Consider the following 26,278-nt stretch of genomic DNA (forward strand, 5'->3'; position numbering starts at 1 on the left):
GGGGATCCCACTATATTGAATTTAATATAGTAGACAATCAAGTTACCTATCAAATTAAACCATTGTTTTAATGGGAGCATATGGGAGGATATGTAAATAGAACTGAGGATATCAGTTCTATTTTTTTGTAAACCCTGTTAACACTTGTTTATTCCATATAATCAAATTTTTAAAAAAATTGCTTGTATGTTATAATTATACAATAATGTTTAATAGGAATAAAAAGACATCCTACAGAAGTCGGTTTATAGATTTTTTTGTCATTTTATTTACTGAAATATAAGGGCTAAATTTATTTTATAAAATATAGTAGAAATTAGCATGAAAACCCATGGCGTATAATTATAAGTTTATATTCATTTCTTTTCTATTTTGCGCATTAGATGGACGGGTCTCTCCTACTTGTTTTTCTAAAATCAACTTTCAAGTTTTTATACAAGGGAGTTTAATCATATTTATATCCAATAATTTACTACTTAAATTTTGTAACAACTTAAGAATAATAATGACTTTTAAAAGAAGTCTTATTTTTTAAACATATAAAAAGGGGGAAATAAAATGAATTTCTTAATGAAAAAATCCTACAAAAAAGTAGGTGTAGTTTTATTATCAGTTTTACTATTTGTATTAATAACTGGTTGCACAAGTGAAGATGCCGAGAAAACAATTGTTTTTGCTGATCCAGGTTGGGATAGTGTTGCCTTCCATAATGAGGTAGCAAGCTATATTATACAACATGGATATGGTTACGGTACAGAGGTAGAAATAGGATCAACACCTATTACTTTTACAGCCCTTAGAAATGGCAGCGTTGACGTACTTATGGAGGCATGGACTGATAATATTAAGGAATCTTATGAAGAAGCTATTGCAAAGGGAGAGGTTATAGAGGCTTCCATTAACTTTGATGATAGTGCTCAAGGCTTTTATGTTCCAACCTATGTGATAAAAGGAGATCCAGAAAGGGGGATTGAACCAATGGCCCCAGACTTGAGGACAGTTCAAGATTTACCAAAGTACTGGGAGGTTTTTAAAGATCGAGAAGATCCAAGTAAAGGAAGACTCTACGGCGCTATTCCTGGATGGGAGATAGATGGTATTTTACAAGAAAAGGTAAAAAATTCTGGATTAAATGAAACCTATAACTATTTCAGTCCTGGTTCTGATGCTGCATTAGCCAGTTCTATAGTGGGTGCCTATGAAAGAGGAGAAGCTTGGGTAGGATACTACTGGGAACCGACATGGGTCATTGGGCAATATGATATGACATTATTGGGGGACATTCCTTATGATGAAGAGAAATGGTTAGATGGGTATGGTACTGAACTACCTCCAGTAGATGTTACCATTGCAATTGGTTCAAGCTTACAGGAGGATGCTCCAGAAATTGCAGCATTTTTACAAAACTATTCTACAAGTAGTGGAATAACCAGTGAAGCATTGGCTTATATGCAAGAAAATGATGGAACTACAGAAGAAACTGCTATATGGTTTTTAAATGAATACCAACAATTATGGACAACTTGGGTACCGGAAGAAGTGGCAGATTTAGTAAAAGAATCATTGAATAAATAGTTTTTGGTAGCAAATAGTGAACTTTAAAAGGTTCACTATTTGTTAGTGAAAATACAAATTCATCACAAGTATAGCCAAAACAATTTAAAAGAGAGGTGAAATTTGACTACTTTCATGAAGGTAGTCAATACAGATATGAATCAATTTCCAGAGTTTTTGAAGTTTGAATTTGGTATTTATGTAGATCACTTTATTAAGTGGCTTATAAATAATTTTGCAGGATTTTTTAACGCTTTAGAAGAAGGGATATTATGGTTTTTATTAAGAGTTGATAGTGGATTACAATATTTACCCTGGTGGTTAGTTATTATTGGGGTATTCATAATGGGATGGCGGATAAAAAAACTGTCTTCAGGACTTATTTTTGCAGTTATGTTATTTTTGGTGGGGTCCTTTGGACTATGGTCTTTAATGATGGCAACCTTAGCTGTGGTTTTAACTTCCGTTGTTATGTCTTTAATTCTAGGTCTACCAATAGGTATTATTATGGGTTATAGTTCTAAAGTTGAAATGATTATAAAACCTATTCTTGATGGTATGCAGACAATGCCAAGCTTTGTCTATTTAATTCCAGCTATTATGCTATTTGAATTGGGAAGGGTTCCAGCTGTGTTTGCCACTACTATTTATGCCATTGCCCCAGTGATAAGACTAACAAATCTAGGTATTCGTAATGTTTCTAAAGAAATGGTAGAGGCTGCCCATTCCTTTGGATCATCACCTTGGCAGATTTTGTTTAAAGTAGAATTACCTCAAGCTTTACCAACTATCATGACGGGGGTAAATCAAACTACCATGATGGCAATGTCAATGGTGGTTATTGCTTCTATGGTTGGTGCCCAAGGTTTAGGTAGAGAAGTATTGCAGGCTATCAATAGAATTGATATTGCTAGAGGAACAGAAGCAGGTCTAGCTATTGTTATTATGGCTATTATTATCGATAGACTGACCCAAGGTATAGCTGATAAATTTAAGGTAGAAAAATAGAAAAGCAAAAGGTAGGAGATAGAAAATGTCAATACAAATAAAGGTAGAAAATTTGACAAAGATTTTTGGAAAAAACCCTAAGGCTGCTCTTAAAAAATTAGAAAAAGGTATATCCAAAGATAAAATACTAAAAGAAACAGGTCAGACTGTCGGTATTAACAATGTATCTTTTGAAGTTAATGAAGGAGAAATTTTTGTTATCATGGGACTTTCTGGTAGTGGCAAGTCTACTTTGATTCGATGCTTAAATCTCTTGAATAAACCCACAAAAGGAAAGATTTTTATTGATGGAGAAGATATTGTAAAATACAATAAAGAAGAACTTAGACAGTTTAGACAAAATAAGATGGCTATGGTTTTTCAACATTTTGGACTTTTTAGTCATAAAAATGTAATACAAAATGTTGAATATGGCTTAGAAGTAAAAAATATCCCTAAGGAAGAAAGACAAAAAATTGTTATAGAAATGCTGGAGGCTGTGGGGTTAGAGGGATGGGGAGAAAAAATGCCCCATCAATTAAGTGGTGGAATGCAGCAAAGGGTAGGTTTGGCACGGGCCCTAGCCAATGATCCAGATATTCTGTTGATGGATGAACCCTTCAGTGCTCTTGACCCGTTAATTCGTCGAGATATGCAGCTAGAGTTATTAGATCTTCAAGCTAAATTAAAAAAGACTATTATTTTCATTACCCACGATGTTAATGAAGCCTTTAAAATTGGAGATCGAGTTGCTGTAATGAAGGATGGAGAAATTATACAAATAGGAACTCCAGAAGAAATTCTTTCTAATCCTGAAAATGGGTATATTGAGGATTTCATTAGAGATATAGATAGATCTAAAATTGTACAGGTAAAAAATATTATGTACAAGCCTAGTCCACTGATATTTATGAAGGATGGACCTAAAGTTGCTATGAAGACAATGAAGGATCATGGTATCTCCAGTGTTTTTGTTGTTGATAAGAATAGAAAACTACAAGGGATTATTACGATAGATGATACAATAGAAGCCATTAAAGAAAATAAAACCTTAAAGGATATTATAAGAGAAGATTACTTTACTACAGATACAGAAACCTATGTTCAAGATTTAATACCAAAGGCTATTGACACTAAATACCCTATAGCTGTTGTGGATGAAACCCAGAAGCTATTAGGTATTATTGTGAGGGTATCGGTATTATCTGGATTAGTATAAATATAAAAAAGTCTTCCTTTGGAAGATTTAGCGGTAGACTTTAGGTGAAGCAACTAAGGGATTAACACAATTTAGCTAACTAAATTGGTTACCTGCTTATTTTGAAACCAATAACCGAAATTAAATCAATTCTTTTATTTAAAGGCTCTGTTCATGATAAATGTTGATATTTAAAAAATATGGAAATGCTAGGGTACAGTCATCCTGAGTGATAACGAAGGATCTTAGTTTTAGATCTCAAAGGCTAGATCCTTCACTGCCTTCAGGATGACAAACCTCAACTCACTTTTAGTTTTAGGATTATTTTAAGTCCTCCAAGACTGCTTTTCTCTACTGTTATATTACCTTTGTGAGCTTCGATGATGTCTTTAGCAATGGCTAAACCTAAACCACTACCTTCCTTTTTTGTATTGGTATGTGTTCCTCGATAATAGCGTGTAAAGATTCTAGGTAATTCTTCTGTTTTTACCCCAATACCATCATCTTCTATGAGGATTGCTACCCAAGATGTATCCTCAACTTCTACGTGAACTTTTACAGACACTGGTCTTTCATTGTGAACAAAGGCATTGTGTATTAAATTAACAAGTGCCCTTTTAAATAATCTTCGGTCTACACTTAGTTTTATATGATCCTCAGTATGGGTAAAGGACACATTCTCTTCATTAAACCCTGTATTAAGGACATCAATTAAAATGACTTTTATTTCAGAAATAAGTTCTACAGGTTCCATATTTAATGGCAGTTGTTGATGCTTTAAACGAGTGGCCATATTTAAATCCTCTAAAAGATTCTCTATATAAGCGCCTTTTTCTAATATAATTTCTTTGTATTTGTTTCGTTCCTCAGAACTTAGTGGGTACTCAGGATCTCCTAACAACTCTCCATAACCCATCATGGATGTTAAAGGTGTTTTGATATCATGGGATAAATTTGATATCCACTCCTCCCTAGCGACATCTGCAAGGGCTCTTTCTTGCTGAGATATTTGGAGCTGTTTTGCCAGTGTATTTATTGCAACTTCAACGTTTTTATAAATACCCTTGCCAGGACTTTCAACGTCATAATGGCCTTTTGATAATCTAATGATGCATTCATTCATGCGGTTGATAGGTTGACTGATTCTGTTAGTATACATATAACTGATTAAAAGCAACAAAATCCCATTCATGCCAATAAGCCAAATAGGATTGTATGTTGCCCCTACAAGAGCTACATCATAGGTGTAAAGTCTCCTTCTTACATGACTGGGGTCCATAAACATTAGTATTGTATAATCTTTGTTTTCAATTCTTTGGCCTCTAATAAAAGCAGTTGTAGAATGACTTTCATAAAGATTTATCAGCTCTTCAGGTGTATAAAACCTTTGAATGTCTCTTGAATGGTTATTTGCTTGAAATACTTCTTTAAATTGTTCATCTATAATCTGAATACCAATCCCATGGTTTCTTAAATATTCACTTAAATCAAGGGTCATTTCGAGTTCAGAAGATGCATTTAAATTAATGCCTTTAATTATTTGATTTAAATAGGGGTCTGCATCAAAATGATATAACTGTTCATTTTGATAGACTGAGTTCTGCATATACATAACATTAACAATGACTAAAAATAAAGCTGCAACAAAGAAGGAAACTGCATAATGAATCATTATTTTATGTTTCATAAGCCCTCCTGTTTATTACAAATTTGTAGCCAAGGCCAATAACTGTTTGAATCCACTGGGGCTTGGAAGGATCATCTTCTATTTTAAGGCGAATTTTTCTGATATGTACAGAGATGGTGTTATCAAAGCCAAAAAAATCTTCACCCCATATTTCTTGACAAATCATTTCTTTACTGAGAATTCGATTTGGATTTTCAGTAAAATAAAGCAATATTTTATATTCTTTTGCTGTAAAGTCAAGAACTTTATCTTTTTTACGAATCACACCAGCATCAGGATCTATACAAATATCTCCAAAACAGAACATTTCTTTTTTTTGAATTTCTTTTTCTTCTATATAAGTAGAGCTTAGATACTTGAGTCTTGCTTTTACTCGGTAAGCCACTTCTTTAGGACTAAAAGGCTTTGTAATATAATCTTCAGCACCCAATGCAAAACCTAAAAGTCGATCCACTTCTTCATTTTTTGCAGAAATATATAAAATTGGCACAGATTTTATTTTTTGAAAGTCTTTAAATAGTTCATAACCGTCCCCATCAGGAAGCATAATGTCTAGGAGTACGAGATCTGGCATCAGTTTTTTAAATGCTTCAAGTCCCTGTTTTGCTGTAGAAGCAGTATGAACACTTTCAAATCCCTCTCGTTTTAAAACAGTTTCTAAAAGACTGGCGATTTCTTTTTCATCGTCAATAATCAGTATAATTGGTTGTTCTTTACCTTGAATCATCTTCCTCCTCCTTTTTTACAATTATATCATACCTCTTTTAAATCCATGAATCCATTCTAAATAAATATTTAAGATGGATTTATAATATCCTTAAGATGAACTTCATCATAGACATTTATAATTAGGATGTTAACTCAATAAAATAATTACAAGGGGGAATTTTTATGCAAGCAATTATGGAACCTATTTTTCATTTCAGTTATTTAACAACAGTAATCATTATTGGATTCATCATGATTAGTAAATCCAAAAACAACCCTTATTTTAAGTGGTTTGGGATCATGGCTGTTACTCTAGGCTTTGGAGATGCTTTTCATTTGATTCCAAGGGTAATTTCTCTTATGACCACAGGTTTTGAAAGTCACGCCGCGGCTTTAGGGTTTGGAAAATTTGTAACATCCATTACTATGACGATTTTCTATCTGATTTTATACAGCCTATGGAAAATCAGATATGATGTTAAAAACGTACAAAAGTTAGATTTGATTATTTGGAGCCTAGTAGTTATTCGTATCGCTCTTTGTTTCTTCCCACAAAACCAATGGTTTTTATATGAGTCATCAATTACATGGGCAATTTATCGTAATATTCCTTTTGCCATTATGGGACTCATTATGATTGTACTCTTTTATAAAAAAGGTAAAGAGAAAAATGATAACAATGCTTTGAAAATAAGTCTTGCGGTAGTTTTATCTTTTGGATTCTATATTCCCGTAGTCCTTTGGGCACATGTGCACATGCTCATTGGTATGTTGATGATTCCAAAGACTCTAGCTTATTTATGGGTTGTCTTTATTGGCTTTGGTGAATTTAGAAAAGAGCTTAAAGAGTCGCAATAAACGATTAAAAAGCTATTGCCAACATCTCAGGTATAGGTCATATCTTGCTGAGTGTAGGGATAGTGATGCTGTTACTTCAACTAAAAAAGCAAGTAGTAAATTTGGAAAATATTAAATGAGAGAGTTATTAAAAGCAAAACGAAACAGCCCAACTAAGTTTATATCCGATTAAGGATAGAATTAGTTGGGCTGTTGACTTATTGGGATAAATCAATTATTTTGGTGTCATGAAATTAATTGGTATGCAGTGTATCTTTTTATGTATCAACATTTTATATAGCTATACATACCTTGTATTTTGATGGACATTTCTTAGAACAAAGGTTAATTTGACTACAACTACTTCTACTACCACATGGAATGGAATCAAATTGATTTTTCCTTACTTTTATGCTAATATGCCTTCTTATCTCTTTAGAAATGGTGCTTGAATCTTGTTACTATTTTTACAAATGATAGTCCAGAGAGTAATCCTTTTTCAATTTCTACTCTCTGCGATAGTGCTAAATGTTTTTGATTGCCTTTATTCTTTTGAGACATGTTAACTCCTCTTTCAGCACAGGCAGACAATCAACTGTACCTGTTATTTTACTACAAGAAGGATGGAAAGGGATTGTTCATATGTAACATAGAGGATTTTTGAAGGATATGTTATACTATAACAGAAACAAAAGGATACAGAAGATAAGGAGGAAATCTATCATGAGAAAACTGACATTTCTTATACTGATAATGATAATAATTATGGGTATAGGTAGCAATACAGTATCCGCTATGGATGAGTATGTAGATACAGAACCGGTTATTGAACGGGCTATAATACTAGAGGTAGAGACCTTAGATGATGCTGCATTAGAAAATGATTTTTTTATAGAAAGTATGCTGGTGACTTTAGAAGTACTTTCTGGAGAGTATAAGGGGGAACAATTTCAAGTAGTTCATAGTCTTACTGGGAGTTTTGGATATGATATTATTGTGGAGCCTGGGGATAAGGTTTTGATAACAGTTGAAGATTTTGGTGATGGGCTTGTAGAGGTTTATATATCTGAATATTTAAGGGATACTTATATATATATTATAGCTATTTTATTTATAGTTTTATTGGTTTTATTAGGAGGAATTAAAGGTTTAAAGACGATTCTAACCTTAACCTTAACCCTTGTGTTGATTCTAAAAGTATTACTTCCAGGATTGTTAGCAGGATATAGTCCTATATTACTGACCATCGGAATATCTATTGCCATAACGGTTATTACCATCTTGACAGTAGGAGGTGTCAATACAAAAAGCTATGCTGCTATCATCGGAGTATTGGGAGGAGTATTTGTATCAGGAATTATAGCATATATAGTTGGAACCAAGGTAAGTCTTACGGGGATGTCTTCTCAAGAAGCCATGATGCTGATGTATATTCCTCAAGGAGTGAATTTTGATTTTAGAGGATTATTGTTTGCAGGAATCATCATGGGAGCATTAGGAGCTGTGATGGATGTAGGTATGTCTATTGCCTCTGCTATGGAGGAAATTAAAAAAGCTAATCCTAATATAGAAACAAAGCCATTGATTATGGCAGGAATGAATGTTGGTAAGGACATTATGGGAACTATGTCTAACACGCTAATTCTAGCCTATACTGGGAGTACTATACCATTATTACTTTTATTTACAGCATATCAGGATTCCTTGACAAAAATTATTAATCTAGATATTATTGCAACAGAAATTATTAGAGCCTTTGCTGGAAGCATTGGATTAATTTTATGTATTCCCTTAACCGCCATAGTAGCTGGAGTATTAACCGAGAAATTCCATAAGGATAAAGATAAAGAAAAAACAGTGTAGATATATACCAACGGATTTACTTGAGAGGTATAAATTTTTCATCTTTAAAAGCCACTCTAATCAACTGTAACAATGGAAATGATTATAAATATAGGGTCAATCAATAGATTGACCCTATATTTATAAATAAAAAAACTTCATAAAAACCATTGATTATTATACCCATAGGGGGTATAATATACCTAACGGGGGTATACCATATATTTTATAAAAGGGTATGTTAAATATTACTATTGATTTTCCAATAAATGATAAAAGTAGTGGAGGAACCTGTGCAGTAGTAGAGAAGACAACAAAAACAGAGAGGAGTTGTAGAAATGCCACAGTCCAATAATATAAAAAAAATGAGTTTGAAAATTCAAGGCATGTCCTGTAGCAGCTGTGCTGCAAACATAGAGAAAAAATTAAATAAAACAGAAGGTATTCTTCATGTATCTATTAACTTTGCAACAGAAAAGGCACAAATCGAATTTGATAAAGAAAAAATTCCTGTAGAAAAAATAGTCGATATTGTTAATACATTAGGTTATGTAGCATCGGCAGAAATAGAAGACAAAAAAGAAAAAGTTACTCTAAAGGTTCAAGGTATGACCTGCAGTGCTTGTTCAAATCGTGTAGAAAAAGCTTTAAATAGAATGGAAGGAATTCTATCGGCAAATGTAAACCTTGCAGTAGAAAAGGCAACCATCGAGTATACTCCTACAAAAATCCGCTTAACGGATATCCAAAGAAAAATTTCATCTTTAGGTTATGAATTGATTTTGCAGGAGGAAGAAAATAAAGATGAAATTGATGAAGATGAAATTAAGGTAATGAAGGCTAAAAAAACTATGATAACCTCCCTTATCTTTACTGGGGCCATTATGGGACTAATGATTATTCATATGTTTATTAAAAGGATTCCTGGATATTTACCTATCGTAGCTGTATTAGGGTTACCAATTATATTTGGCACAGGATTACATGTCCATAAAGCAAGCTTCAAAGCATTAAAAAACAAAAGCCCCAACATGGATGTTCTGGTAAGCTTAGGATCATTGCCCCCCTATGTAATTGGATTAATGGGCTTCTTCTTTCCAATACAAACCTTTATAGAAATGGCAACAACCATCATGAGTTTTCACCTGATTGGTAAATATTTAGAGATTCGAGCTAAGGGCAGGGCTTCTCAGGCTATTAAGAAGCTGATTCAAATGGGTGCAAAAACTGCAAAAATTATTATTGATGGTGAAGAAATAGAAGTTCCAGTGAAGGATTTACAGGTAGGAGATGTTATGGTGATTCGTCCCGGTGAAAAAATCCCTACAGATGGAATTGTTGTAGATGGTAGTAGTTTAGTAGATGAGTCTATGGCTACTGGGGAATCTATGCCGGTAAAACGGGAAAAAGGTCAGGAAGTGATCGGTGCCACTTTAAATAAGCAAGGTTTATTAAAGGTAGAGGTAACTAAAGTAGGCAAGGATACTTTTTTATCCCAGGTAATTAAAATGGTGGAAGAATGTCAAGGATCAAAAGTGCCAATACAGGAATTTGCTGATACAGTAACTGGATATTTCGTACCAATTATTATTTTACTAACTATAGGAACCTTTGTTTCCTTTAATCTATTCCCAGATTTCCATAGAAGTATTATGGAGTGGGGAGGGCAATTCTTACCCTGGGTAAATTCTGACTTAACCCCCCTTACCCTAGCATTTGTTACAGCAACAGCTGTTTTAGTTATCGCTTGTCCCTGCCCTTTAGGGTTAGGAACACCTACAGCTTTAATGGTAGGTAGTGGTATAGGTGCCGAGAAGGGGATTTTGATTAGAAATGGAGAAGCAGTACAAACATTTAAAGATGTAAAAGCTATTGCTTTTGATAAAACCGGAACCATTACAAAGGGAAAACCAGAAGTAACAGATATGATAACAGCAAATGGTGTTGATGAGAAGGAAATTCTGTACTATGCTGGTAGCATAGAGAAAGGTTCAGAACACCCTCTAGCCCATGCAATTATAGAGAGAGCAAAAAATCAATCCATCTCTTTAGGTGAAGTGAAGGATTTTAATGGAATTGTAGGTATGGGTGTAGTAGGGGTCATTGATGGAGAAAAGATACTGATAGGAAATAGAAAGTTAATGGTAGAGAACAATGTTTCTTATGAAACATATGAAGATCAGCTAGTAGGGTTAGAAGAAGAAGCTAAGACCGCCATGATGGTGGCAAAGGGAAATAAGTTGCTAGGTATTATAGCAGTGGCGGACCCATTGAAGGAAGATTCTATTGAAGCTATTAAAGAACTAGAGAATATGGGTATTAAAACCGCTATGATAACGGGAGATAATAAAAGAACTGCCGCAGCTATTGGAAAAAGGGTAGGAATCAGCCATGTTATTGCAGAAGTATTACCTGATGGTAAAGTCGATGAGGTGGTAAAACTTCAAGGGCAATATGACATCGTAGCAATGGTAGGAGATGGTATCAATGATGCTCCAGCCTTAAAACAATCCAATGTGGGGATTGCCATCGGTACAGGAACTGATATTGCTATTGAAGCTGCTGATGTAACCTTGGTAAGAGGTGAATTAAGTGGTATTGTATCTGCTATAAAGTTGTCTAAAGCTACCTTCAGGAAGATTAAAGAAAATTACTTCTGGGCATGGTTTTACAACGCTTTAGCTATACCAGTAGCTATGTTGGGATTATTACATCCTATGATTGGTGCAGCAGCTATGTCTATTAGTTCCTTAAATGTTGTCTATAACTCATTAAGATTGAAAAAGGTTAACATTGAACCAAGCTATAAGGTAAAAAGATAAGAATCCCCCTGTATTTTCATAAATGCAGGGGGATTCCTACTATTTATAAAGAACTTTTGATTAATCAAAGACTTTTCCATCTGTCCAGTGTTCTACTATAACTATATTAATGGTTTCAACCAATTGTAGTAAATGCAATAAAACATAGACTCTTTTCACGAGTGTTGTCCCTAGCAAAGGGAGAAAGCTCCCTTTGCTACAGCCATTATCTATACATTTTACAATCGATAAATTGGTCTTCTGTAACAATATATTGTACAGGAAAGTCATAGGAATCGGTGGGAACATTATCTATAAGCTGTACTTCAAAGGCTGGAGCAACTGTAGGGACAGATGGGTCAAGCTTAGGCAAAAAGCGATCATAGTATCCTCCACCATAGCCTACACGATAACCCCTTTGATCAAAACCTACCCCCGGCACAATAATTAAATCCAAAATTGAAGGATCTACTGGGCGAATTGCTTCTTTTTTTGGCTCTAAGACACCAAAATTCCCTATTTCTAAATCTTTTTCTACATCTAGCAGCTCCGATATGATGAGTTCCCTTGTTTTAGGTAGGGTTAGGGGGATAAAAACCCTCTTCCCCTGTTGAAATAAATCCTTTATTATATCCTCTGTCCTTACTTCACTACGGAAAGAAAGATACAACATCACCTGTTGAGACTTTATATAAATAGGACAATCCTTTAGTTGTCGAAAAACTTCAGAGCTTTTCTCTAATATTTGGGATTCTGTTAGAGAATCTCTTTTTTCTAATAATTGATTTCTTAAATGTTTTTTCAAGTCATAACCTCCTTAATATTTCCAATATATGATAATTGTAACACAAGCTTGGAAATCAATTCAATTGAATTTCATAGTGGATTACTGTTATAATGAATAAAGAAATAAAAGTCGATAAATGAGGTTTTAAGTAAGGAATATTGTTTTAAATAGGAAGTTTTTACTAGTATTTTCTGTTGTTTTCAGCAGGAGAAAAAAGTTTTATGTCGAAGTTATAATAATGTTAGGCAGGAGTTGATGATTTTTGATACAATTTAAAAATGTAAACAAGACATATAATAAAGGAATTCAAGCATTAACTAATTTCAATTTAAACATTGAAAAAGGAGAATTTGTGTTTTTAGTAGGTCCCAGTGGTGCTGGGAAGTCTACCTTTATTAAGCTATTATTAAAGGAGGAGGAGCCTACTGAAGGCAGTATATTAGTAGAAAATCAAGACATAACGAAACTATCCAAAAGAAAAATCCCCTATTTAAGAAGAAATCTTAGTGTTATTTTTCAAGACTTTAGGTTATTGCCTAATAAAACCGTCTATGAAAATATCGCATTTGCTATGGAAGTTATAGAAGCATCTTCTAAGGAAATACGTCGACAGGTTCCTATGATTTTAGGTATGGTGGGATTGAGCGACAAGGCAAAACAATACCCCCATCAGCTTTCTGGTGGAGAAAGGCAGAGGGTGTCTATAGCAAGGGCCATCGTAAACAATCCATCTATCTTAATTGCTGATGAACCTACTGGAAACCTAGACCCAGAAACTGCTTGGGAAATTATGAAGGTATTAAAACAAATTAATAGAAGAGGTACTACTGTTGTGATGGTTACCCATGCTAAAGACATTGTTGATACTATGCAGCAACGGGTTGTTGCATTAGAAAAAGGCAGAATCGTAAGAGACGAGCATAGGGGGGCATACGATTATGAAGATTAGAACCGTCAGTTATATGCTGAAACAAGGATTTATTGGAATATGGCGGAACAGAGGCATGAGCGTCGCTTCTATTAGTTCAGTAGCAGCCTCCTTAGCTGTACTAGGTGTTATTATTACAATTGTTTTAAATATTAATAATTTATCCCATATAGCTCAAATGCAATTTGATACAGTACAGGTTTACTTAGAGGAAGACTTATCGGTGGAAAAAATATCTTCATTAGGACAACAAATAGCAGATATAGAGGGTGTACATTTTGTTGACTATGAATCTAAGGAAGAAGCATTAAGTAAAATGAAGGAACAGTGGGGAGAACAAGGTTATTTACTTGAGGTTCTAGAAAATAACACACTGCCGAATTCCTACATTATTCATTTAGATACCATTGAAATAGCCGATGCTGTAGTGGGTACAATAAGAGAATTTGAAGGCATTGAGGAAATTAAGTATCACAAGGATATAGTAGACAATATGTTAAGAATTGCTACCTTTGTTAGAAATATTGGGTTGATTTTAATTTTAATTTTAATTTTAGTAGCTATGTTTATTATTTCAAATACGATTAAACTAACATTAAATGCTAGAAAACAAGAAATCAATATTATGAAATACGTAGGAGCTACTAATTGGTTTATTCGATGGCCCTTCCTCCTAGAAGGGATGGTACTAGGGTTAATCGGAGCCCTACTGGCCTTAGGTATAGTATACTATGGATATCAATATACCTTTGAATTAATTACATCAAGATTTTATGTCATGGCTAGCTCTTATATAGTGCCGGTAGATATAATGATGGGGAAAACCCTTCCTATCTTTACCGTATTAGGGGCTGGTGTGGGAGCGTTAGGTAGTATTATCTCTTTAAGAAAACATCTACAAGTGTAAAAATCTAAAGACAAAGAGGGGGGACAGTTGGTGCTGCAGAAGAAACATATTATTAGTTTTATCGTTATACTATTTATTGCTATATCAACTATAACAGGCTTTGCAAACCAGACCAATACCATTAACAATCAACTTAAAGATGTAAACAATCAACAGCAACAAGTAAATAATGCTTTAAAGAAAAATGATCAAAAACAGCGGAGTATTACAGAACGACTCCAACAATTAGAGGCAGAAATAGAAAATGCAGAAAATGAAATAGAAAAGCTTAAAAAAAATATTAACAATACCGAAAAGAAAATTACCCAAACTACACAGGAGCTAACAGCGGCTGAGGAACATATTGAAGATAAGCAGGATGTATTAGGTGAACGTCTTAGGGTAATGTATAAAAACGGTACAGTTGGATATGCAGAGGTGCTGCTGAATTCCCGAGACTTTACAGAGCTTTTGAGTAATCTAGACATGGTGAAGAGAATTGTAGATCATGATGTTGAATTGTTAAAAGAGCTGGAAGAGAAAAAAGCCTTGATAGAAGATAAGAAGGCTCAATTAGAAAATGAAAAAAGAACCCTAATGAATTTAAGAAATAACGTAGAGACAAAACAAAACCAATTAGTGGTTTCTAGGGGACAGCAAGAGCGATTGAGGGAAGAGTTAAAGCAAGATAGGGTGGAATTAGCTAAGCAATTGGATGCACTGGAGAGAGAAGCTAAAAAATTAGAGGATGAGTTAAGAAAGCTCCAGTCTAGTGGTGAATATGTTGGTGGAAAAATGGCATGGCCTGTTCCAGGATACTCTAGAATTTCATCCCCCTTCGGTAACCGTATCCATCCAATACTAGGTTCCCAAAGATTCCACTCGGGGATAGATATTCCTGCACCTACAGGAACCCCTATTGTAGCTGCTGCTGCTGGAAGGGTTATTACTTCAGGAACTCAGGGAAGCTATGGTAGAACAATTATTATTGATCATGGTGGGGGTATTATGACGCTATATGCCCATAACTCTAGATTAACGGTATCTGTAGGAACTCAGGTTACAAGAGGACAAAAAATTGCTGAAGCTGGAAGTACAGGAATGTCCACAGGACCACATCTACACTTTGAAGTCCGTAAAAATGGTAAAGTGGAAGATCCTATACCATGGGTAAGAGGAAATTAAGGGCTTTGATTTGGAGTCAGTTGCTTCCCCAGAGGAAAATAGTAATAAAAGCCAAGGTTTTATGCCTTGGCTTTTGCTGCATTTTGAAAAGTTTTACTCCTTGATGTATAATGAAACAATATAAATAATAAAATAGTAAAATAATAAAATGATAGAAGAAGTAGAAGCATAAGAGGGGAGAATTTTATGATTAGTAAAAGAAAAGCTTTTTTAGGTGCTGTTGTTTTGGTTATTTTAACTACCCTACTAAATATAACTGTTGGGAACTTCATTGCAATACCTTTAGGACAAAAAATGTTAATTCCAAAAGCAACCTATGAATATTATCAAGGATTAGGGGATGAATACCATAAATTATTTACATTAAAGGATTTTTTGGCAAAGAACTATTATCAAGAACTAGATGAAGAAAAACTGGTGGAAGCTGCTATTAAGGGAATGTTTCAAGGTGTAGAAGATCCCTATACTACGTATATGACGGAGAAGGAATTTACTGAATTGATGACCAGAAATCAAGGAAGTTATGGTGGTATTGGAGTTATTATAACATCTGGAGATGATGGGTTGGTGATGGTGGTTTCTCCTATAGAGGATACTCCAGGAGAAAAGGCTGGTATTGCCACGGGGGACAAAATTATTTCCGTAGATGGAAAATCTGTATCCGGTGAACGATTAGATTATGCTGCTGAATTGATGAAGGGAGAGCCTGGGACAGAGGTGACCTTAACCATATGGCGGGAAGGTAGGGCACAACCCTTTGATGTAACCATTCGAAGGGAAGAAATTCGATTGCACACAGTAAGATCAGAGATGCTAGAGAACAATATCGGTTATGTGAGGATATCTATGTTTGATGAACAAACAGCTAAAGATTTTAAAACCCATATAAACGAATTACAAAAACAAAATGCAGCAGCATTAATCATTGACTTAAGAAATAATCCAGGTGGGCTATTAAGCCAGTGTTTAGAAATTGCTGACATGATATTAGGGGAGCAAGTGATTGTCTACACAGAGGATAGACATGGTACAAGGGAAGTAGAAAAATCTGATAAAAAACAAATAGATTTACCTTTAGTAGTTTTAGTAAATAAAGGTAGTGCCAGTGCATCGGAAATCTTGGCAGGTGCTGTAAAAGATGGTAACAGAGGTAGCATTGTAGGTACAACTACCTTTGGAAAAGGGTTAGTGCAACAGGTAAAGCCATTAAAGGATGGAACTGGATTTAAGTATACTATTTCTCAATATTTTACCCCTAATGGTATCAATATCCATGGTAAGGGAGTTGAACCCCATATTGAAGTAGAACTACCAGAGGAATTAAGAAATGAAGTAACTGTTGAAAGACATCAAGATACGCAGCTTCAGAAAGCTATTGACACCATAAAGGAAAAAATGATAACAGATAGAAACTAATATAAAAAAATCCTCAGAATTCTGGGGATTTTTTTATGAAAGTGGGTAAATATTGACAGGGTAATAGTGGAGGGGTATAATAGGCCTATCGAACATTAGTTCTAAAACAGACAGGTGAATTTTACTAGTTAACAAGCTTGCGACATTATGTTAACCTTATTAAAGAGATGATAGGATGCAATTATAGTACAAGTCAACAGAAGTGAGAGGGGTTTTGTCATGGAAAAGTTTAAAATAAGCTCCCAATACAAACCTACGGGAGATCAGCCTCAGGCTATTGAGGGGCTAAGTGAAGGCATTATGAATTCCTTAAAGCACCAAACCCTTCTAGGGGTTACTGGATCTGGAAAGACCTTTACTATGGCAAATATTATTGAAAAGGTTCAAAAACCAACATTGATAATAGCCCATAACAAAACGCTGGCAGCTCAGCTTTGTAGTGAATTTAAAGAATTTTTCCCTCACAATGCTGTAGAATATTTTGTTAGCTATTATGATTATTACCAACCAGAGGCCTATGTGGCCCATACCGATACTTACATTGAAAAAGATGCTTCTATTAATGATGAAATAGACAAGCTTAGGCATTCAGCTACTTCGGCCCTTTTAGAAAGAAGAGATGTTATTATCGTGGCCAGTGTTTCCTGTATTTACGGTTTAGGGGACCCTGAGGAATATAAAAATCTAGTGGTTTCCTTAAGAACAGGTATGGAAAAAGATCGGGATAAGGTATTAAGGCAATTGGTAGATATACAATACGAGAGGAATGATATTAATTTTGTAAGGGGAACCTTTCGTGTGAGGGGAGATATTATAGAAATATTTCCAGCCTCCTCCTCAGAAAATGCCATAAGGGTAGAGTTTTTTGGAGATGAAATTGATCGAATTACGGAAATAAATGTCCTTACAGGGGAAGTTATTGGATTAAGAAATCATATTTCTATTTTTCCTGCATCCCATTATGCAACTAGTGCTGATAAGGTGGAGGACGCCATTAAAAATATAGAGCAGGAGCTAGAAGAACAGGTAAAGTATTTTAAAGAGCATGATAAATTATTGGAGGCCCAAAGGATTCAACAGAGAACCATGTATGACATTGAAATGTTAAGGGAAGTAGGATTTTGCCAGGGGATAGAAAACTACTCTAGGCATTTGACCAAGCGAAGCCCTGGTAGTAGACCCTATACTTTATTAGATTATTTTCCAGAGGACTATCTCATCATTATTGATGAATCCCACGTTACAATACCTCAGGTCCGTGGCATGTATGGGGGTGACCGTTCTAGAAAAGAATCCCTAGTAAATCATGGCTTTCGATTACCTTCAGCCTATGATAATAGACCTTTAAATTTTCAAGAATTTGAAGGGCTAGTCAATCAAATTTTATATGTAAGTGCTACTCCAGGACCCTATGAATTAGAAAAAAGTCAGAAGGTTGCAGAACAGATTATTCGACCTACAGGTCTACTAGATCCTGTTATAGAGATACGGCCTGTAAAGGGACAAATCGATGATTTAATTGGAGAAATTCACAAAAGGATAGAAAAAAAGCAAAGAGTATTAATTACAACTTTAACCAAGAAAATGTCAGAGGATTTAACCAACTACTTGAAGGAGATGGACATTAAAGTAAGGTATCTTCATTCAGATATTAAAACAATGGAAAGAATGGAAATTATCAGGGATTTACGTCTTGGTGTTTTTGATGTATTAATCGGAATCAACCTGCTAAGGGAGGGTCTAGACCTGCCAGAAGTAAGCTTAGTAATAATTTTAGATGCTGATAAAGAAGGCTTTCTAAGATCAGAAACCTCTATGATTCAGACAATTGGTAGAGCCGCTAGAAATGCAGAAGGTAAGGTTATTATGTATGGTGATAAGATAACCAAATCTATGAAAACCGCCATTGATGAAACCGAAAGAAGAAGAACTATTCAAATAGATTATAATAAAGAGCACAATATTATACCCCAATCTATTCAGAAAAAGGTATATGATGTTATTGAAGCAACAAAGGTGGCGGAGGAAGAATCCCAGTATAAGGTCAACAAGAAAGAGGACAAGAAATATTCGAAGGATCAATTGGAGACAATTATTAAAGAATTAGAGATTGAGATGCTTCAGGCTGCTGAAACCCTAGAATTTGAAAAGGCGGCTAAGCTAAGGGATGAAATTGAAGGCTTGAAGAAGCAACTACTATAAAGAAGAGGTGTAACAGTGGCAAAGGATAAAATTATTATAAGAGGAGCAAAGGAACATAACTTAAAAAACATTGACATTGAAATTCCTAGAGATAAGTTTGTGATCATAACGGGATTATCTGGATCAGGGAAGTCCTCTCTGGCATTTGATACCATTTATGCAGAGGGTCAAAGACGATATATTGAAAGTCTTTCTGCCTATGCAAGACAGTTTTTAGGACAAATGGAAAAACCAGATGTAGAGTATATCGAAGGATTGTCCCCCGCCATTTCTATTGACCAAAAAACCACCAGTAAAAACCCCCGCTCTACGGTAGGAACGGTAACAGAGATTTATGATTATTTGAGACTTTTATTTGCAAGGGTGGGAATTCCCCATTGTCCTATATGTGGTATTGAAATTAGTCAGATGACGGTGGAACAAATTGTTGATAAGATTATGACCTTTGGGGAAGGGACAAAGCTACAGCTATTGGCTCCCGTTCTTCGTGGCAAAAAAGGAGAGCATCAAAAACTATTGGAGGAAATAAAGAAAGAAGGATTTGTAAGGGTTCGAATAGATGGAGAGATAAGGGATATCTACGAAGAAATAAAATTGGAGAAAAACAAGAAACATACCATTGAAGTGGTGGTAGACCGTATTGTAATTAGAAAAGATTCTCATCAAAGAGTAGCTGATTCTATAGAAACTGTTTTGAAGCTAACAGAAGGCTTGGTTATTGCAGAGATTATAGGTGGAGAAGAACATTTATTTTCAACAAAATTCTCATGTCCCCATCATGGTATAGGCATTGAAGAGCTGGCCCCCAGAATGTTTTCCTTCAACAGTCCCTTCGGCGCATGTTCAGAATGTAATGGTATTGGACACATGAAAATCGTAGATCCAGAGATGGTGATACCAAATAAGAATTTGTCCATTAGACAGGGGGCTATTGACCCATGGAGTGGTTCCAATGGTAATGGAGAAAACACCTATTATTTTAAAATGATGGACAGCTTAGCACAACAATATGGAGTGGATGTAGATACGCCGGTGAAGGACCTGCCTAAAGACTTCCTTGAGGATTTGTTATACGGTACTGGAGGTAAACAAATTTCCTTTCAATATGAATCTAAATACGGGGGTGTCCGAACCTACTCCTCCTATTTTGAAGGGGTAATTTCAAACCTAGAGAGAAGATACAAAGAAACCAACTCTGATTATATGAGGGATAAAATAGAAGAATGTATGGCAGAAATGCCATGTAACAGTTGTAAGGGTGCAAGGCTGAAGGATATTGCCCTAGCCGTAACTGTGGCAGATAAAAGTATTCACCAGATAACAGAGATGTCGGTAAAGGAAGCGAAAGACTTTTTTGATGGGTTACAATTAGATGAAAGAAAAGCCTTTATTGGAAAGCAAATTTTAAAGGAGATAAAAGAAAGATTAAACTTTCTACAGGATGTTGGCTTAGAATATTTAACCTTATCCAGAAATGCTGGGACCTTGTCTGGAGGCGAGTCACAACGAATAAGGCTGGCAACTCAAATAGGCTCAAGCTTAGTAGGAGTACTTTATATATTAGATGAACCCAGCATAGGTCTACATCAAAGGGATAATGACAAACTGCTAAAGACATTAAGAAACTTAACGGATATTGGAAATACTGTCCTTGTGGTGGAGCATGATGAAGATACTATGATGTGTGCAGATCATATTATTGATATAGGTCCTGGGGCTGGTATCCATGGAGGTCATGTGGTTGCAGAGGGTACTATAAAGGATATTATGGCATCAGAAGCCTCTATCACAGGCCAATATTTAAGTGGAAGAAAAAAGATAGAAGTACCCAGTGAAAGAAGAAAACCAAATGGGAAGTGGATTACTATTAAAGGAGCTAGAGAAAATAATCTTAAGAATATTGATGTAAATATTCCACTGGGGGTATTCAATTGTGTAACAGGAGTGTCGGGATCAGGAAAAAGTACCCTAGTGAATGGAATACTTTATAAAAAAATTGCTCAACAGTTAAACAGAGCAAAAAATAGACCAGGAGCCCATGATGCTGTAGAGGGACTACAGCATATAGACAAGATAATTGAGATAGACCAATCACCTATTGGTAGAACTCCGAGATCTAATCCCGCCACCTATACTGGAGTGTTTGATCATATTCGAGAGGTGTTTGCTCAAGTTCCCTATGCAAAAATGAGGGGATATCAAAAAGGCAGATTTAGTTTCAATATAAAAGGTGGTCGTTGTGAAGCCTGTAGTGGTGACGGTATTATAAAAATAGAAATGCATTTTCTTCCTGATGTCTATGTGCCTTGTGAGGTATGTAAGGGGAAACGATATAATAGGGAAACATTAGAGGTAAAATATAAGGATAAAACAATTTCAGATATTTTAGAAATGAATGTAGAGGAAGGGTTACTATTTTTTGAAAACATACCGAAAATCCAAAATAAATTACAAACGTTATATGATGTAGGATTAGGCTATATTAAACTAGGTCAACCCTCCACCCAATTATCTGGAGGAGAAGCCCAGAGAATTAAATTGGCCAGTGAACTAAGCAAAAGAAGCACAGGAAAAACCCTCTATATTTTAGATGAACCTACTACTGGACTCCATATAGCAGATATTCATCGGTTAATAGGGGTACTACAAAGACTAGTGGAAACAGGGAATACAGTATTAGTTATTGAACACAATCTAGATGTTATCAAAACAGCTGATCATGTTATTGACCTGGGGCCTGAAGGTGGAAGTGGTGGTGGATTAATCGTTGCTGAGGGAACTCCAGAAGAAATAATTGAAGTTAAGGAATCCTATACCGGAAGATTTTTAAGGAAAATTTTATCCTAAAAGTATCAATTAAACTAGTTAAGAAAAAAGAACTATAGAATAAAAAAGCTAAATATAGTAAAATAATAGTAGCTTAGGTAAAAAAAGTAAAATTGCTTTCTAATAAAATTACAATGAAAATATCAATAGGGTTGAGTTAAAGATAAAAACATATATCATTCATATCTATTAAATTTACAAAAAGGTTATGTCACAATTATGGAGGAATAATATGTATGGAAATTATGTGGAGATAGGCAGAAAAATCAAATTAGAAATAGATATTATTCCTCCCTATTTATCTTTTTGGGGTGTAATTTCGGGTGTGGAGGAAGAATATATAGTAGTGGACATTGAGGGCGAGTATATACAAAAGCAGGAGAAAACAGTGAAATGCACCATACCTAGTGATGCAAACATATGTGTTTTTTATGGGGTAATTAAAGGCTGTATAGAAGGAAAGTTAATTTTAATGATGCCAAAACCTGATGAGTTTGAAATCCTCCAAAGAAGAAAATATGCAAGAGTTCCCACAGACTTTCAAGTAAATTGCTTCTTAATAGGCTATAATAACAAAAAAATCAACAGCAACAAGAGATTTATTGCTACTGTTAAGGATATTAGTGGTGGTGGAGTATTGTTAAGTAGTGAGTTGTTTATACCAATTGGAACGGTGTTGGTTTTTGAGTTGCTATTAAATAATGATCCTTTAGTTTTGACAGTAAAGGTCCTTAGAAATATAGAATCTACCAACAATGATAATAGAGATTTAGGCTGTGAATTTATAGGGCTTAGTCATAGTGATCAACAAAAAATCATTGCCTATACCAACAAAGTCCAGTTAAAATTAAAGCAAAAACAATGTGTATAAAACAAAATAACCGTCAATAAGGATACCTCCTATGTAAATTTTCGTTGTTATAGTTAGGCCCACCATCCCTTCAACTCTAACATCCTGGAGGATTACTTCTTATAGTGACTATTTTTATGAAGCAGCACATGAACATCTGTATTTACCTGTAGAGGATGAAAAACCTCTCTATTAAGATGGTCTAAGTGCTGCTCTATTGTTATTTTTTTGCCTTTCTTGTCTATCCCCTGAATTTCAATATAAATAAAATATTATTTGTTTGGAGTAGCGTTAAAGTATATAATATTATACATGAAATGCAATAAAAAAGGTATAAATAGTATAGATAAACATCTATATCATTGCTTTATGTTACCGTTAGTAGGAGGAGTTTTATGTTTGACTTACAGCAACAGCTAAAAATACTGCCGGATAAACCCGGTGTTTATTTAATGAAGAATGAAGATAATGAAATTATTTATGTGGGGAAAGCTATATCCCTTAAAAATAGAGTAAGACAGTATTTTCAGTCTCTAAAAAATCAAACACCTAAGGTAAGGGCTATGGTCAGTAATATAGCTTCCTTTGAATATATTGTTACAGATACGGAGTTAGAGGCTTTAATACTAGAATGTAATTTAATTAAAGAAAATAAACCTAAGTATAACATTCTTCTACGGGATGATAAAACCTATCCCTATATAAAAATTACTATGAAGGAAGAATATCCTAGGGTTATGAAGACCAGGAGATTTATTAAGGATGGCAGTAAATACTTTGGACCCTACACCAATATAACCGCCCTAAACGAAACCCTTCATATTATTAATCAGTTGTTTCCCATACGAACCTGTAAAAGAAACATCAGTGCTTCTATAGAAAAGGGAGAAAGGCCCTGCCTAAACTTCCATATAAAAAGATGCTTAGGACCTTGTACCGGCAGGGTACAGAAAGAGCAATATATGAAACTAATTCAAGAGATTATTTTATTTTTAAGCGGCAAAGAAGATGAGTTATTGAAGGAACTAGAAGAAAAAATGAAGAATGCCGCTAAAATGCTGAATTATGAAAAGGCTGCTTTATATAGAGACCAATATCAGGCTTTAACCAGCATTATCGAAAGACAAAAGGTTGTATCTATCAATGGAATAGATCAAGACGTTATTGCTGCTGTTAAAGGTGATGAGGAGAGCTATGTTCAGGTATTTTTCATTAGAAAGGGTAAAGTAGTACAACGACAACATTTTACCCTTTCTACCAATAAAGAGGAAAGTATTAAAGAAATATTATCCTCTTTTCTAAAGCAATTTTATAACAATATGACCTTTGTTCCAAAAGAGATTTTGATAGAAGAGGAGCTGGAGGATATTGAAGTAATTGAAGACTGGCTAACTAGCAAAAGGGGCAATAAAGTAACTTTAAGGGTACCTAAAAAAGGAGAAAAGAAGCAGTTGATTGATATGGTAAAGAAAAATGCCCTACTAATGCTGGAGGAAACAAAGGAAATTAATAAACGCAAAAAAGAAGAAAAAGAAAAACTCCTTAAGGAATTGCAGGAGCTTATGGCGTTAGAAATGCTGCCTTATCGTATTGAGGCCTTCGATATATCCAATATTCAAGGGGTGGAATCTGTGGGATCTATGGTTGTATTTGAAGATGGAAAGGCTAAAAATAAAGATTATAGAAGGTTTAAAATTAAAACTGTAAAGGGTGTCAATGATTATGGCAGCATAGAGGAAATTATTTTAAGAAGATTTCAAAGAGGACTGGAGGAGACAAAGACCATTGGGGAGGGACAGACAACCTTAGAAGAAGGAAAATTTGCTATATTTCCTGATTTAATTATGGTGGACGGTGGATTAGGACAGATCAATAGTGTAGAAAAATCCTTAGCTGTATTGGGGATTGACATTCCAGTCTGTGGGATGGTAAAGGATAAACGTCATAGAACGAGAGGTCTTATTTATAAAGGAAGAGAACTTCCTATCGATAAAACCTCAAGTGTGTTAAAATTTGTAGCTAAGGTGCAAGACGAAGTCCATCGTTTTGCCATCACCTATCATAGAAGTTTGAGGAAGGAAAGTTCTTTTTATTCAATTCTACAAGAAATTCCAGGAATAGGAGAAAAAAGAAGAAAAGCTTTGATGCAGCATTTTAAAGATATAAATAGAATCAAAGAAGCAACTAGGGAAGAATTACTAGAGGTTGAGGGAATCAACAAAACTGCTGCAGAAAATATTTGTAACTTTTTTAAAAAAGATTTGACAGGAAGGGAGGAAAATCAATGAAGTATATTACTGTAAAGAAATTAGTGAATGACCTTAGCCTTGAAGAATTAAACCAACTACAGGATAGAGAAGACACAAGAATACTCACAACCGACTTAAATAGACCCGGTATTCAATTGGCAGGGTTTTTTGAATATTTTGCCTATGAACGAATCCAAATCATTGGTAAAGTAGAGCATAGATATTTAAATACATTGGATGAAAAAACGAAGCAGGAAAGGTTTGACCAAATTCTATCCTATGATGTTCCCTGCATCATATTAAGTAGAAATCTACAAGCACCTAAAGCATTAATGAGGGCTGCTGAAAAATATCAAAGGAAAATATTGCGAAGTACATTAAATACTACAAAATTAATCAGTAATCTGGTAAATTATCTGGAGGATAGCTTGGCAGCTACTATAACCCTTCATGGTGTTTTAATGGATATCTATGGTATTGGTGTTTTAATTACGGGTAAAAGTGGCATTGGTAAAAGTGAAACAGCTATAGAGCTTATTAAAAGAGGTCATTTATTTGTGGCAGACGATGCAGTGGAGATTAAAAGAATAGGTCAAGAATTTTTAGTGGGCTGTTCTCCAGAGATTACTAAACATATGCTAGAGGTAAGGGGCATAGGTATTATGGATGTTAAAAGTCTATTTGGAGTTGGAGCTATTAAAATAAGAACAGATATTAATTTAGTTATAGGGTTAGAGGAGTGGGATTCTAATAAAACCTATGATCGCCTAGGCTTAGATGAAAATTTCAGAGAAATATTAGGAATGAAGGTAGAGGAAATGGTAATACCTGTAAAGCCTGCTAGAAATATAGCTGTTATTATAGAAGTAGCTGCAAGAAACCATCGATTAAAAAAGATGGGGTATAATGCAGCTCAGGCTTTTAATGATCGTTTATTAGACCATCTTACGAAAAAATAATTATTAACTTTTGTTTTATTCCATTATAGTAGAATTGAAGCACCCTCCTGAATGATATGCTCCCTATTAGGTAGACAGATTAAAAAATAAAATCTGTTTATCTAAGGGGAGTATATTTATGTGCAAAAGAAAAAGTTATTCAGCTGATGAGAAATACGAAATTCTAAAATCATACGATGATGGATTGATGACTAGAAATGAGATTCTTTCAAAATTTGGAGTCCACAACAGGACCATTCAAGATTGGCGATATATGTTTAATACTTATGGAATAGAAGGGTTAAAAGCATCAAAAACATGGAATAGGTATTCGCAAGAATTAAAGGAAAGCGCTGTTAAAGACTATTTATCTGGAAAATATTCTTTAAGAGAAATA

At 34.7% G+C, this 26,278-nt stretch carries 19 protein-coding genes; 16 read left to right on the forward strand and 3 right to left on the reverse strand.

Annotation, left to right across the window (positions count from 1 at the left end):
- Positions 1–558 precede the first annotated feature (558 nt).
- The 3 genes from BLS22_RS14230 to BLS22_RS14240 all read left to right on the forward strand — a co-directional run bounded on the left by BLS22_RS14230 (position 559) and on the right by BLS22_RS14240 (position 3,760).
- Positions 559–1,575 carry an ABC transporter substrate-binding protein gene (locus tag BLS22_RS14230; RefSeq protein WP_244269565.1) on the forward strand — a complete coding sequence of 339 codons (1,017 nt, stop codon included), beginning with the start codon at positions 559–561 and terminating at the stop codon, positions 1,573–1,575.
- A gap of 102 nt (positions 1,576–1,677) precedes the next feature.
- Complete coding sequence (locus BLS22_RS14235; RefSeq protein WP_244269566.1) at positions 1,678–2,562, forward strand: ABC transporter permease; 885 nt, start codon at positions 1,678–1,680, stop codon at positions 2,560–2,562.
- A 25-nt stretch (positions 2,563–2,587) separates the two neighbouring features.
- Positions 2,588–3,760: a quaternary amine ABC transporter ATP-binding protein gene (locus tag BLS22_RS14240; RefSeq protein WP_090554945.1), complete on the forward strand. Its 1,173-nt coding sequence runs from the start codon at positions 2,588–2,590 to the stop codon at positions 3,758–3,760.
- A gap of 277 nt (positions 3,761–4,037) precedes the next feature.
- On the opposite strand, the gene BLS22_RS14245 is transcribed toward BLS22_RS14240, so the two are convergent.
- Together BLS22_RS14245 and BLS22_RS14250 are read right to left on the reverse strand one after the other, a co-directional pair.
- Complete coding sequence (locus BLS22_RS14245) at positions 4,038–5,426, reverse strand: sensor histidine kinase (RefSeq protein WP_090554947.1); 1,389 nt, start codon at positions 5,424–5,426, stop codon at positions 4,038–4,040.
- Positions 5,416–6,153, reverse strand: a complete 738-nt coding sequence (locus tag BLS22_RS14250; protein WP_090554950.1) for a response regulator transcription factor — start codon at positions 6,151–6,153, stop codon at positions 5,416–5,418. Before BLS22_RS14250 ends, BLS22_RS14245 begins: the two co-directional genes overlap by 11 nt.
- 164 nt (positions 6,154–6,317) lie before the next feature.
- On the opposite strand from BLS22_RS14250, the gene BLS22_RS14255 reads away from it, so the two are divergent.
- The 3 genes from BLS22_RS14255 (at position 6,318) to BLS22_RS14265 (ending at position 11,635) form a co-directional block, all read left to right on the forward strand.
- The gene (locus BLS22_RS14255; protein ID WP_090554952.1) at positions 6,318–6,992 is read left to right on the forward strand and encodes a hypothetical protein; all 675 of its coding nucleotides are present in this window, start codon (positions 6,318–6,320) and stop codon (positions 6,990–6,992) included.
- Between the two features lie 702 nt (positions 6,993–7,694).
- Positions 7,695–8,834: a YibE/F family protein gene (locus BLS22_RS14260; protein WP_090554953.1), complete on the forward strand. Its 1,140-nt coding sequence runs from the start codon at positions 7,695–7,697 to the stop codon at positions 8,832–8,834.
- A gap of 317 nt (positions 8,835–9,151) precedes the next feature.
- A complete protein-coding gene (locus tag BLS22_RS14265; protein ID WP_090554955.1) occupies positions 9,152–11,635 on the forward strand; it encodes a heavy metal translocating P-type ATPase in 2,484 nt (827 codons plus the stop codon).
- Positions 11,636–11,840: 205 nt separating this feature from the next.
- Here BLS22_RS14265 and BLS22_RS14270 read toward each other — a convergent pair whose 3' ends face one another.
- A complete protein-coding gene (locus tag BLS22_RS14270; protein ID WP_090554956.1) occupies positions 11,841–12,419 on the reverse strand; it encodes a 5-formyltetrahydrofolate cyclo-ligase in 579 nt (192 codons plus the stop codon).
- Positions 12,420–12,663: 244 nt separating this feature from the next.
- Between BLS22_RS14270 and ftsE the strand changes: the two genes are divergently transcribed.
- From ftsE to BLS22_RS14320, 10 genes are all read left to right on the forward strand, one after another.
- Complete coding sequence (ftsE, locus tag BLS22_RS14275) at positions 12,664–13,350, forward strand: cell division ATP-binding protein FtsE (protein WP_090554958.1); 687 nt, start codon at positions 12,664–12,666, stop codon at positions 13,348–13,350.
- A complete protein-coding gene (gene ftsX / locus BLS22_RS14280) occupies positions 13,340–14,236 on the forward strand; it encodes a permease-like cell division protein FtsX (protein WP_090554960.1) in 897 nt (298 codons plus the stop codon). The genes ftsE and ftsX overlap by 11 nt, the downstream gene beginning before the upstream one ends.
- A 30-nt stretch (positions 14,237–14,266) precedes the next feature.
- Positions 14,267–15,400 (forward strand): murein hydrolase activator EnvC family protein, encoded by a 1,134-nt coding sequence (locus tag BLS22_RS15550; protein WP_280139591.1) that lies wholly within the window; start codon positions 14,267–14,269, stop codon positions 15,398–15,400.
- A gap of 186 nt (positions 15,401–15,586) precedes the next feature.
- Positions 15,587–16,816, forward strand: coding sequence for a S41 family peptidase (locus BLS22_RS14290; RefSeq protein WP_090554961.1), 1,230 nt, complete (start codon positions 15,587–15,589; stop codon positions 16,814–16,816).
- Positions 16,817–17,035: 219 nt separating this feature from the next.
- Complete coding sequence (gene uvrB, locus BLS22_RS14295; protein WP_090554963.1) at positions 17,036–19,018, forward strand: excinuclease ABC subunit UvrB; 1,983 nt, start codon at positions 17,036–17,038, stop codon at positions 19,016–19,018.
- A 15-nt stretch (positions 19,019–19,033) separates the two neighbouring features.
- Positions 19,034–21,865 carry an excinuclease ABC subunit UvrA gene (gene uvrA, locus BLS22_RS14300; protein ID WP_090554964.1) on the forward strand — a complete coding sequence of 944 codons (2,832 nt, stop codon included), beginning with the start codon at positions 19,034–19,036 and terminating at the stop codon, positions 21,863–21,865.
- A gap of 211 nt (positions 21,866–22,076) precedes the next feature.
- Entirely contained in the window at positions 22,077–22,715 is a 639-nt protein-coding gene (locus BLS22_RS14305; protein ID WP_176762202.1) for a flagellar brake protein, read from the forward strand.
- Positions 22,716–23,089: 374 nt separating this feature from the next.
- Entirely contained in the window at positions 23,090–24,982 is a 1,893-nt protein-coding gene (uvrC, locus tag BLS22_RS14310; RefSeq protein ID WP_090554968.1) for an excinuclease ABC subunit UvrC, read from the forward strand.
- Positions 24,979–25,902, forward strand: coding sequence for an HPr(Ser) kinase/phosphatase (gene hprK / locus BLS22_RS14315; protein WP_090554970.1), 924 nt, complete (start codon positions 24,979–24,981; stop codon positions 25,900–25,902). Before uvrC ends, hprK begins: the two co-directional genes overlap by 4 nt.
- 118 nt (positions 25,903–26,020) lie before the next feature.
- Positions 26,021–26,278 (forward strand): helix-turn-helix domain-containing protein (locus BLS22_RS14320; protein ID WP_143011280.1); only part of this gene is annotated, 258 nt, incomplete at its 3' end.

Origin of the sequence: Natronincola ferrireducens (genome assembly GCF_900100845.1) — a bacterium.
GTDB classification, from domain to species: domain Bacteria; phylum Bacillota; class Clostridia; order Peptostreptococcales; family Natronincolaceae; genus Natronincola_B; species Natronincola_B ferrireducens.